Raw genomic sequence first — 11587 nt, 5'->3', positions numbered from 1 at the left:
TTGATGACTTGTAAATTAAAGAGAATAAGCGCAATAATTTTGGACATGTATAATAGAAATTATGAAAGCAGGTGTTATTTTGCGAGAAATTAGAATTCTTATAGCGGATGATGAAAAAGAAATTAGAGATTTATTAAAAAAATATATGGAGCGAGAATTATATAAGGTTGATGTTGCTATAGATGGCGAGCACGCTCTTTCGTTATTTAATAAAAACAAATATGATCTGTTTATATTAGATCTTATGATGCCAAAAATTGATGGGATTGAGGTCTGCAGAAAGTTAAGAGAAAAAACGAATGTTCCTATTCTAATGCTCACTGCTAAAAATCATGAAACTGATAAGATATTAGGTTTAAGTATGGGCGCAGATGATTATATTACAAAACCTTTTAGTATAAATGAGGTAGTAGCTAGAGTTAAAGCTCTTATGAGGAGATTTTTAGTTTTAGGAAGTGAGGCAGGGGATAGAGAACAAACACGTATAGAGTTTAAAGAAATCTCAATTGATATGAAAAAATATACTGTTTTCAAAGAGGGGAAAGAGATTCCTTTGACTGCAAAAGAGATGGAACTACTAAGGTTTTTTGCTTCAAATCCGGAGCAAGTGTTTACTAAATCTCAGTTATTCCGTAATGTTTGGGGGGACAACTATTTAGAAGATGATAATACTGTCATGGTCCATATTCGAAAACTTAGAAAAAAAATAGAAGTGGATCCCTCTAATCCTCAATTAATACAAACAGTTTGGGGAATAGGATATAAGTTTGTAGGTGACCAAAATGTATAGCGATAAAATTATCTTACTTAATATTCTTCAATTATTATGTATTATAGGACTTTTTTTTACAGATTTAAATAATCAGCTATTAGGAATAAATAAACTTGTTTTGTACATAGTACTATTTTTCTTTACGACTTTTCTCTTACTGATAAGGTTTCACTTCGTTAATCGTTTGAAAATAATGATTGAGGGGTTACAACGTGTAATTAAAGGGAATTTAACAACAAGGTTAATTGTAAATGAAGATAATGTATTTAATAAAATGATATTTTCTGTGAATGAATTAATTGAACAGTTAGAGAGAGTTCAAATCGAATCCATTAAATCTCAAAATGCGAGAAAAAGGCTCTTATCAAGTATTTCTCATGATATCAGAACTCCTCTTACATCTATTATAGGATATATTGATGCTTTAAAAGATGATATAGCTGTTTCTCGAGAAGAAAAAAAAGAGTATCTTGAAATTATTTCAAAAAAATCCAGCAACTTAAAGCAATTAATCAATGAAATATTTAATATGGCAAAGTTAGATGCAGATGAAGTTTTAATAAATCCTGAATTTCTAGAGTTAACTGAAATTACCAGAGAAGTATTAATTGAGTATTTGCCTGAAATCAAGAAGAATAATTTGGAGTTAAAGCTTAGTTTACCAAAAACAAAATGTTTTATCACGGCTGATTATCTAAGTATTATAAGAATTATAGATAACCTAATAAAAAATGCTATTATATATGGGAAAGAAGGAAAAGTACTTGGGATAGAACTCATGGAATCAAATCAAGAATTCCAATTGCTTGTTTGGGATAAAGGACAGGGAATCGCGGAACATGATTTAGATCATGTATTTGAACGAATGTATCGTGGTGACCAATCAAGAAATTCTATTAATGGAGGTAGTGGATTAGGGCTTGCTATTGCTAAATCCTTAGTAGAAAAAAATCAGGGCAGGATATGGGTTGAAAGTAGTCCATGGAATAAAACAGTTTTTGGTATCTCTTTTCCAAAAACAGAAAAGGTTTAATAAATATAGATAATATATGGTTTAAATTAAAATTTGTCCCAAACAATGTAGTAAAATTGTTATACAATACAGGTTTACGTATTAGTGATATTTTAAGTTGCAAAAATAGTACGAATAGGATTAAAAAATTTATATAGAAATGCAAGAAACCAAAATAAAAAAGAGCAGTTAGTTGTAATAACTGCTCTTTTTAATACAACTTGAGTAACAAACAGATTGTATTGTGATTATTAGTAGAATATTGGATTTTATTTAGTTCTTTAACAAAGTCCTAATCTAGTTAGAAATAAAAAGCGCCATAAAAAGTGCTCAATGACTACTCTGAGTTGGTCATAATTATTCTAATGTTAAAATGGAAATCACAAAGGAGTGCTAGAAATTATTTATAAAGGTAATGAATAGTAAATAAGACAAAATATACTCATTGTAAATGAAGAAGCCCTAGAGTTTAGGGCTCTAGGGCTTCTAGTGCACATGGTTTTATAAAAAGAAAAAACGTAATGAAGATAACACATGAATGTTTCATAAATGTATCAAAAAAGTGAACAATATAACTATATTGCTCACTTTTTTAATTGTATATTTCACAACAGCAAAAGAAAAACATGCTATATTATTGCGAACAAAGCCTATGTGTATGTGAAATAAAGAGGAGCCGTCCTATTGGATAGCTCTTCTTGTTTGATGAATTAATATTACTATTCAAATAGTTTATCCAATAAATTTTGAATTTCACGTCTGCTTTTTTCTGTTTCCTTTTTATCAATTGCATATTTATTAAACTCAATAATAAGAACATCACCTTTTTTTACAGTAGAAGGGAGTGTGAGCCTTGGTACTTCAATTGTTATGTTGTTAATTATAATAGATACAGCTCAGATATTGCTGAATTAGATACGAAATCATAATTCGACTATGAAATAAGCAACTTAAGAAATTTTAACATAATCTGGAATTAAAAGAATGTGTAATAGTGTGTTTTTAGCTTTTAATTGCTTTATTGGGTATAGAGAAACAACGTAAATAAAAGGGCATGCAGTCGTATCTGCAGCCCTTTTTAGGAGGAATTCAAGACACCATTAGGACACGTATTGGTAAACAGGTTCAAAAATAGTATGTGTGAAAAGAAAAAGTCCTATACCAAAAGTAGACAGGATCTTATCTTTTTTACATTTTAAAAAATGAAATTCTGTCCTTTTGAAATCAGTACAGCACACACTTGGTTTGAAATGAAATTAGAAAAAGTATACATGAAAATGGCAGACAAATATTTTATTGCCTGCCGGTGCCAGTGGGGTGAATGAGTTAGTCAATTCAATAAATTGTGCTATCCCATTACCAGAAGAGTGAAGCCGCTAGTTCAAACGGTTTAGACATAGTTTGTCTAATAAAGAAAAAATTATGAGTAGAAATTTTGTTTGCTCTATATGAAAAGATAAATAGATATTCATCAGACAAGGATAATTTAGCATATCTTGAATAGGGTGTAGGAACGAATTAAAGAAAGGGATATTTGTTTAGGAAGGGACTGACTCAGGAGTGGGACTTTCGGACAGGGTTTGGAGAGCGGTGATTGCCTTTGGCATTGCGACTAATATCGTTGCTTGTATAATGGCAGTATACATTCAAAAATATGAGCTAATGATAAATCATCTTACAAATATTTTATTTTTAATAATTATCTCTTTAACGTTTATAAAGATGAAAATTAACAGATGGGTGGCTTTAGGATTTACATTAGTTGTAATAGAGAAAGGTATTAAAGCGGGCTATGACTTCTACACACATAATTATTATAGTGTCAGTTGGAGTTTAGCTATCATTGTCTATTGCATATACGAGATGGAAAAGTATCATATTGAAATAAACGAATAGGCGCAACAAAAAGGTGTTAGTAGGTGGAATTCTTTTTAAAATACTATAAAAAAGACACTACAAGAGTGTCTTTTTTTTGAAAATACTCTATAATTAACTTTGGGGAAGGTAATGTTAGAGTATTCGTTTAGCATTATCTTTATATTTGATAAACCATGAAATCGAAAGATTTTGTGGTTTATTTTATGAACAATAGATATTACAGTATTGGCAGTGAGTTATTAATCATTTTAAGCATTAGGGGAGAATGGATTAAAAGTCTAACATCGAATAACGGTTCCGGAATATAGTGTTGCGAAATGATCTCCCATATCCCAAACGGTACTTGCCTGTATATAGCCCTTAAAGCCTTCTGAAGAATAATAAATCTCTTTTGGTATACTTTCTTTAGTTTGGAAATGTGCTTTAGAGTACTTTACATAATGGTTTTTAACAACTTTTGCTTCTGGAACAATAGTGTTTTTTTGTTCCAATTTTGGCCTAGCACTAGAAGGTGGTATGAATTTTACATTGTCTTGGTAATTAGGATCTAAGGTGTCAGCTTGTACACTGTGTGACGAAACAAAGGTGCTTAGACTACTTCCCGCGATTAAAGTTGCAAATACTAACTTTGAGAATTTTGTTAATCTACTCATTCTATAATCTCCTTTTTATTATTTTGTAAGGTATCTCCTTACACCTCACAGTCTATATCCACTACAAAAGGGTGTACATACATATTGATAGACAAAATTCTACAAAATACCGCATGTTTTTGGGATTTATGTATAATAATCCAATGTCTAATAATCTATCAAAAGTAAAAAGGTAGGTCTTATATAAAAGAAAATGAATAATTTATGCAGGTAATGTATATGGAATTATTGTTTAAATATTCTAAAATGAGTTGATAAAGATGTTGGTAGGTTTTTTGGAAAACAAATAATTCCCTAGGTGAAATTTGGAAGGAAGATTCTCTGTTAGAGTTTTTATAAGGGAATTCATTTTCGTAGATTCAAAATGTAAAAATAACTAAAAGAGCAAGTGTTTCAATGGGTAAAAAGCTATGTTGAGTCTTTTTTCTCTGTCGGTGGTCGTCTAATCAATGAAATGACGGATGCTTATGATAGTTTGTGTCTAGCAACATTCGTGTATAAACGAATGAATTAAGAAAAGGGTGAAATATTGGATAACTCGAAATGGATGCCTTTAAGTAATGTTGATGATGATGAGGAAATTTGGGTAGGAGCAAGAGTTAGGTTGTACAATGTTGGTATGAATAGAGAAGATAAAGAAAATAATTTCTATGAATATATTATTTCTTATATCTACGACAACACTAACTACTTACAACTAACTAATTTAACAACAGGAAAAGCAGGTTATATTATTTGTGTCATTGAAAAAGAATTACCAAATAATTATGCTTTGGGCAGAACATTAAAGCAAAGAATAGGTTTAGAAAATACCTATTTTAGATTTGAATAATCAACAAATAAGGGAAGCACCAACTCTAAGGTGTCTTCCCTTATTTAATACTTTTTATCAATAATCAATATTAACAGAGCCTAAATAAAAAAGTGAGAAAAATGATAAACACTCTTCTCACTTTCATCAATTAGGGTGGCATATACATAAATATGCATGTGGATTTTGGATGAAAAATCCACATGCATAGTATAACAAAAAAATTATGGCTTTTCGCATGTAATATTGCATATAAAAAAAGAGTAAAGTTTTTAAATTTTAATATTAAAAACTTATATATATATGTTACAATATAATTCTCTAATTTATTTTATTCTCCTATTTAGAATTTATGGTTTAGTGATTCAATAAAATAAAAGTGGTTGTAATGAATAGATAAAACGATGAAGTAATACAGTTAGAATGGTTAAAAGACAGTTAAATATAAGTATTTAAAGAAATAAATGTACTTAGTTATATTGAGTGAATGTATTATGGTAAGAATTTCATCCGATTGGATTAGCGCTAAACTAGATTTTTATCCAAACAAATCCAATAATTATTTTTAAATGAAGTATATGTTGCATCCAGTTTATTTGGAATAATTCGTAGTCTAATAATTGCTGAATCTAGAAAAATAACATATTCGAAAGGAGGACAGATAAAACTTTGCCTGTGAAATTTAAATCGTTAAATGTTAAAGTGAAGATAATAGGATGTAATTGTGGTTTCATTTCGAATGGTACCATAAATGAATGTGGAAAAATAAAGGAGAAAAATTTAAATAAACTATATAAGTAGTAAAAATGAAAAGGAGAAGTATCTAGTGTTTAATATAAAAGAAAGATTGGGACAAATAAAGCTTAAAACGAAGTTGTCTATGGCATTTATAGCAATATTAATTATACCAAGCCTTATCGTAGGAGTATCATCTTATAATAAAGCAAAAACAGATCTTAATGAAACAATTCTACAATCAGCAAAAGATAATATAAGTATTTTAGATAAGATTGTTGATGATGAATTAGAAAATAAGCATATAGATGTCACTCATTTTGCAAAGGTACTTACACAAGGGGATTATAATCCTGAACAATCGCAAAATGTACAGAGTAAATTTGATCAATATATACAGTTACATCCAGAGATAGAAACGATTTATACGGCATCCAGTAACAATCAATTTATTCATGCACCGGTTGGTAAAATATCAGAAGGGTTTAATCCGTTAGAAAGTAGTTGGTATAAGGATGCAGTAAAAGCAAATGGAGAGATTATTGTTTCATCTCCCTATAAATCAAAGTCTACAGGAAATATGGTAATTGCAATTGCAAAGCAAAATGCAGATAAAAGTGGTGTCATTGGCGTAGATTTGAATATTACAGATATCGTAAAAACATCCAAAATGATAAAAATTGGTAAACAAGGATTTGTATCTATAGTTAGTCAAGATAAAACTATAGTTGTTCATCCATCACTAAAGCCTGGAGAGAAATTAGAGAAAACTTTAGCGGATGAATTGTATAAGACAGAAGATGGAGTAATTACTTATAGCCTCAATGGCGAAGATCGAAACATAAGCTTTAAGACAAACAAAAAAATAGGTTGGAAAATAGCTGGCGTAATGCCTACGAAAGAAATTGAAGAAGCTACTAATCCTATTTTTTATAAAACGCTCACTATAATAGGGGCTTCATTATTGTTAGGTGGGATTGTAATTCTATTCATACTCAGATCTATAATTACTCCACTAAGACAATTAGTCATTTCAGCTCAAAGAATTAGTCAAGGAGATTTAACCGAGAAAATAGATATTCGTTCAAAGGATGAACTTGGTCAATTGGGTGGTAGTTTCAATACAATGGCAGAGTCGTTACGTAATATTATTTCTCAAATTAACACATCGGCAGGACATGTAGCTGCGTCTTCTGAGGAACTAACTGCTAGTGTAGAGCAAGCAAGTGTTGCGACAGAACAAATTACAAAAGAGATGGAAGAAATTTCGAACAGTGCAGAGGTTCAAAATAATGAAGTTGAGTCTGGAGCTGAATTAATTGGTGAGGTAACACGAAATATTCAATATGTAGCTGAGAATGCATCTGAAGTATCGGCTTCATCCATATACACAAAACAAAAAGCCAATGAAGGAGAACAATTAGTAGAACAAACTGTAGCACAAATGCAATCTATCCATCACTCTGTTTCTCAATCCGATAATGTAATAAAATTATTAGATAAGAAATCGCAACAAATTGGAAGTATATTAGAAGCGATTCAAAATATTGCGGAACAAACAAATTTATTAGCATTGAATGCAGCAATTGAAGCAGCTAGAGCAGGAGAACAGGGGCGAGGGTTTGCAATTGTTGCTGATGAAGTTAGGAAACTAGCAGAGCAATCATCCGAATCTTCAATGGAAATTGGAAGTTTAATTAAGGAAATACAAGCAGACGTACATGAGACTGTAAAAGCTATGAATGAAGTAGGCGTAGAAGTACAGTCGGGAATTAAGGTTGCGAATGATACAAAACAAAGTTTTTATGAGATTTCAAAATCTGCAAATGATATCGTATCAAAAGTGCAGGGTATGGTAGAACTATCAAATAAAATGACAACTGATGCAATGAAAGTTGATACATCGATTAATCAAATAGCTATGGCTGTAAAAGAAAATTCTTCAAGTATGCAAACGATAGCTGGTTCATCTGAGGAACAACATGCTTCTATGGAAGAGATAAATTCTTCAGCAATACAATTAGCACAGATGGCGGAAGAACTTCAAGAGTTAATTGGTGGATTTAAGATTTAAGTTGAGATTCTAGGAGAGAATGCTAGAATCTTGTTACAGAGTGGAAATGAAAAATCTTATAACATAGTAAATAAGTATAATATGTAATCTCTATGCGTATTGAACAGGCAGATAAGCCATTTAAAAACCCTCCATTTGGAGGGTTTTTAAATACATTTACATTAAATTTGTGGTGGCGCACCACCATAATCGCCAACACTATATGAAGGAGCAGGATAATGCCCATGAGTAGCAAGCTGATCTGTTTTAGGAAACTGAAAAATTCCCACCGTTAATACCCCAATAAAAGCAATGCCTGATAATAATAAGCTAATTTTTTTCATTATTTTAACACTCCTTTTGCGATTGATTTTTGTCTTGCTTGATAACAAATATGGAAATAGTCACTTACTTTTTGGTGGTTCTCTAATTGTCTACATTTTGTGGCAAATAATTCGGCGTATTCGACAACATATTCCCATAACTCTTCTTCCTCAAAGTATAAGATTCCTTCTTGAATGATTTTTTCTAATTCTTCCAATGGAATATTTTCGTTTAATCTTTTTAAAATAGAGAAGTGGTGTGTGTATTCTTCGTTATGAATTTTTCTGCAAATCTGTAATCCCTTATCAATGAGTTGGTTGGCCGTTGATTGTTCTCCTAATTTATAATGTTCCTTAGCTTGTAGGAAGATGGCCTTGAAGTGTGTAGGGATTTTCTCTGTTACTTCTGAAAGATGACGAATAGCTAAAGTAGACATACTTTGATCAGAATACAACCAACCCATCGTATTTTTTACGTATAACAAGGAATCTTCTTCCCCATTTTTTTGTAGTAAATCAATTGCACAATGTAGATATTCTTCTGCTTGTTCGTACTGTTTTAAATAGATACAGCAACCACCTAGCAAACTATTACAAAAGGCTGTTTTTACTTCATAACCTTCATACTTTGAAAAGATTGCTCTCGATTTATTTGCGTATTCGATAGAAGCGAGATTGTTATAGGTATGGTGATAGAAAGTAGCAATTCTATAGTAAAATTCGGCGTGTTCAATTTCATCTGGTATAGCTACCAATATTTTTTCTGCTAGTTTATAATGTTCCTCTGCCTCAGTATAATTTGATATAAAAGTGGAATGAATGGATTTGAAAAAATGATAATAGAATTGTAGAAATTGATCTGTAGGCATATCATAATCGCTAATAGTATCAAAACTATTTTGTTGAATACCAAGGCTATCTGTTAAGACCTTGTAACGAAATTCGAGTAGTGAATAGTATAGTAACAAATTTTGATCCTGATGCTCTTGATCCGGTTCAATGCTTAACTTATTAATTTTTTCATCAATTTTCTTTTTTAGATTAGTAGCTTTTATAACTTGCTGAGATAGCATAGATCGATACCAGTCGTTCAATAGAGAGGTTAATTGCTCATTTCCTTTTACTGAGACACTCATAATATACGCCCCCATTTTCTAAAAAAATCCTAATCCAATTTAATTATAAACATCATAACAAAATAGAAGAAAAAATGGAGTGATATTACAATATTTTTCAAGAAAATTCATAAAAAACAATCAATTTGTGTCGAATATACGTAGAATAAAACATCCAAAAATAATCAAAAGATGATATGAGTCTTTATACGTTCTATTAGGTGAACTAAGAAACTGTGATTGAAGATTTATGAAATTTCCTTATATATAAATTTAATAATGATTGGGGATTTAGAAAGTTCCATGGAAAGTACATATCAACCTGATTGGAAGATTGGAAATTTAATAACTAGTGATACATTTTACTTAACGCAACATTTTGGTGCGCAAATGAAAATTTTTAAAGTCCACACAAATGGTACCCTAGAACGATTCCAAACAATAGAACCAGAATTAAAATAAAATTTTTGCAGGATCGATTAAATTCATTCCTTGTTATGCAAACACATTTTCAGCGGAAATAACTTCTTTACTATTTTGCGCTAGACAGACTTTATAAAAAATGGTTACATTTCCTGATCTTGAAATAATCCTTTCAAATTACAATCCTACTTTTTCTAAAAATTTTACTGCATCAACAATATTTGTAGAAGTAATTGCTAAAAAATTTTTTCAAATAAAATTTATAAAAGCTTGATAGGCGATACCAAATGAAAATACCGTAGCTACTATATGTGCAGTCCATTTAGGCATATTTAATTTCAATACGGTACTGTACAAGATTCCATATACGATACAAATGATTAATATGAATGCAATGAATTGAAGAACTAATAAAAATAGCGGTTGTTCCATTTATTCTCACTTCCTTTATTTAATATATTAATAATTTATTTAAATGTGAAAGTTATATTTCTATGAATTTCCAAAAAATGTGATATGAAAGGCATAGTAGTAATCACAAGAATTACTGCAAAACTATAATGGAACTAAAAGTATTATGACGAGATCAGTAAAATAGTAAAGAAGGTCGCGATTCACGGCGACCTTCTTTACTATGCGTTATACCCAAATAATTTTAAATCTTCTCCTGAATCTGAAATGATTTTCTCAAATCGTAATCCTACTTTTTCTAAAAGCTTTCCTGAGGCGATGTTATCTACAGAAGTAATTGCTACAATTCGTTTCATGCCGAGCTTTTGTACACCGTATTCGATTGTCGCAGAAGCTGACTCGTAGCCATATCCTTTTGAACGGAATGTCTCTAAAAAGGCAAATCCGATATCAACGTCTTCTAATGAATCTCTTTTAATAAGGCCACACATACCAAGTGGAGTGAGATCTTCTTTTCGTTCTACTAAGTAAAGGCCAAATCCGAGTTTGTTATACATATCGATGGGACCGTTTACAATATATTTTTTTGCATCTTCTAAGTTTCTAACTCCTTTGTCACCAATAAACTGAATCCATGCAGGATCGTTTACTAACTCAAGAATAAAAGGAGCGTCTTTTATATCAAACCAACGAAGGTTAAGACGCTCGGTTTCAAGAACTATCAATGATTACACCATCTTTAAAAAGTTATAACAATTAGTATGGATTGTGTAAAACAAAAGTGCAACATATTTTAGTGGGGCTTTGTTTGTTCACATAAAGTTCGTTTGTTTTGTATAGAGAGATATTTTATAATTAGGACTGATTGTAAAGAGTGAGATGCTTATACAATGACTCCTAGGTGACTAGGAGTTTTTACTATATAACTATCATTATTACTAAATATGACACACTACACATTCTACTCAAGGAGGTACATAATGAAGAAATTATATAATGCATCGTTTACGTATTTGATTATCGGTTTATTATCAGGGATTTTCGCTAGGGAGTATGGTAAGTATAAAGGGATTTTAGGATCTACTTTGTTAAATCTTTTGCATACACATACACTTGTACTTGGCTTTTTCTTCTTTTTAATTGCTTTAGGATTAGCAAAAGTATTCGCGTTTCATGAAGTGCAAGGGTTTAATAAGTGGTTTGTTTTACATAATATTGCATTAACATTAATGTTAGGTTCGCTAGCAGCGAGAGGGCTTCTTCAGTTAAATGGAGCTGACTTTAAAGGGTTAACTTATATTGTAGGATTTTCTCATTCGTTGATGGCAGTTACTTTAATTTGGTTTATGTTGTTAATAAAGAAATCGTTTAAAATGTAGTGAAAAAGAACTTGTAGCGTCT

Annotated in this window: 13 protein-coding genes; 7 read left to right on the top strand and 6 right to left on the bottom strand. The window is 30.7% G+C overall.

Going from position 1 to position 11587, the window contains the following annotated elements:
* The first annotated feature begins 79 nt into the window (after positions 1-79).
* The gene (locus AXW78_RS16585) at positions 80-790 is read left to right on the top strand and encodes a response regulator transcription factor (RefSeq protein ID WP_001206989.1); all 711 of its coding nucleotides are present in this window, start codon (positions 80-82) and stop codon (positions 788-790) included.
* Positions 783-1805 carry a sensor histidine kinase gene (locus tag AXW78_RS16580; protein ID WP_000286658.1) on the top strand — a complete coding sequence of 341 codons (1023 nt, stop codon included), beginning with the start codon at positions 783-785 and terminating at the stop codon, positions 1803-1805. The genes AXW78_RS16585 and AXW78_RS16580 overlap by 8 nt, the downstream gene beginning before the upstream one ends.
* A 698-nt stretch (positions 1806-2503) precedes the next feature.
* On the opposite strand, the gene AXW78_RS32550 is transcribed toward AXW78_RS16580, so the two are convergent.
* Positions 2504-2671: a DUF3006 domain-containing protein gene (locus AXW78_RS32550; protein WP_046945785.1), complete on the bottom strand. Its 168-nt coding sequence runs from the start codon at positions 2669-2671 to the stop codon at positions 2504-2506.
* Positions 2672-3344: 673 nt separating this feature from the next.
* Between AXW78_RS32550 and AXW78_RS16575 the strand changes: the two genes are divergently transcribed.
* On the top strand, positions 3345-3680 hold the full coding sequence (locus AXW78_RS16575) for a hypothetical protein (protein ID WP_000524436.1): 336 nt from the start codon (positions 3345-3347) through the stop codon (positions 3678-3680).
* A 260-nt stretch (positions 3681-3940) separates the two neighbouring features.
* On the opposite strand, the gene AXW78_RS16570 is transcribed toward AXW78_RS16575, so the two are convergent.
* Entirely contained in the window at positions 3941-4315 is a 375-nt protein-coding gene (locus AXW78_RS16570; RefSeq protein WP_000088960.1) for a hypothetical protein, read from the bottom strand.
* Between the two features lie 547 nt (positions 4316-4862).
* On the opposite strand from AXW78_RS16570, the gene AXW78_RS16565 reads away from it, so the two are divergent.
* Both AXW78_RS16565 and AXW78_RS16560 read left to right on the top strand, forming a co-directional pair.
* Entirely contained in the window at positions 4863-5147 is a 285-nt protein-coding gene (locus tag AXW78_RS16565; protein ID WP_002024558.1) for a hypothetical protein, read from the top strand.
* An 805-nt stretch (positions 5148-5952) separates the two neighbouring features.
* Positions 5953-7935: a methyl-accepting chemotaxis protein gene (locus tag AXW78_RS16560; RefSeq protein WP_061884452.1), complete on the top strand. Its 1983-nt coding sequence runs from the start codon at positions 5953-5955 to the stop codon at positions 7933-7935.
* 161 nt (positions 7936-8096) lie between these two features.
* Here the strand turns inward: AXW78_RS16560 and AXW78_RS34460 are convergent, their stop codons facing one another.
* Complete coding sequence (locus tag AXW78_RS34460) at positions 8097-8258, bottom strand: hypothetical protein (RefSeq protein WP_061884451.1); 162 nt, start codon at positions 8256-8258, stop codon at positions 8097-8099.
* Entirely contained in the window at positions 8258-9373 is a 1116-nt protein-coding gene (locus tag AXW78_RS16550; RefSeq protein WP_000116959.1) for a Rap family tetratricopeptide repeat protein, read from the bottom strand. The genes AXW78_RS34460 and AXW78_RS16550 overlap by 1 nt, the downstream gene beginning before the upstream one ends.
* 258 nt (positions 9374-9631) lie before the next feature.
* Here AXW78_RS16550 and AXW78_RS16545 point away from each other — a divergent pair, with 258 nt between their 5' ends.
* The gene (locus AXW78_RS16545) at positions 9632-9814 is read left to right on the top strand and encodes a DUF5065 family protein (RefSeq protein ID WP_003302152.1); all 183 of its coding nucleotides are present in this window, start codon (positions 9632-9634) and stop codon (positions 9812-9814) included.
* A gap of 210 nt (positions 9815-10024) precedes the next feature.
* Here the strand turns inward: AXW78_RS16545 and AXW78_RS16540 are convergent, their stop codons facing one another.
* Positions 10025-10207, bottom strand: coding sequence for a hypothetical protein (locus AXW78_RS16540; protein WP_000437510.1), 183 nt, complete (start codon positions 10205-10207; stop codon positions 10025-10027).
* A 200-nt stretch (positions 10208-10407) separates the two neighbouring features.
* Positions 10408-10911 (bottom strand): GNAT family N-acetyltransferase, encoded by a 504-nt coding sequence (locus AXW78_RS16535; RefSeq protein ID WP_000636202.1) that lies wholly within the window; start codon positions 10909-10911, stop codon positions 10408-10410.
* A gap of 255 nt (positions 10912-11166) precedes the next feature.
* Between AXW78_RS16535 and AXW78_RS16530 the strand changes: the two genes are divergently transcribed.
* On the top strand, positions 11167-11565 hold the full coding sequence (locus tag AXW78_RS16530) for a DUF2871 family protein (protein ID WP_000737896.1): 399 nt from the start codon (positions 11167-11169) through the stop codon (positions 11563-11565).
* Positions 11566-11587: the final 22 nt, after the last annotated feature.

The sequence above is a fragment of the Bacillus thuringiensis genome (assembly GCF_001595725.1).
Taxonomy (GTDB): domain Bacteria; phylum Bacillota; class Bacilli; order Bacillales; family Bacillaceae_G; genus Bacillus_A; species Bacillus_A thuringiensis_K.
Note: the sequence above shows the minus strand (reverse complement) of the source record. Positions and strands in the feature narration are given on the sequence as shown.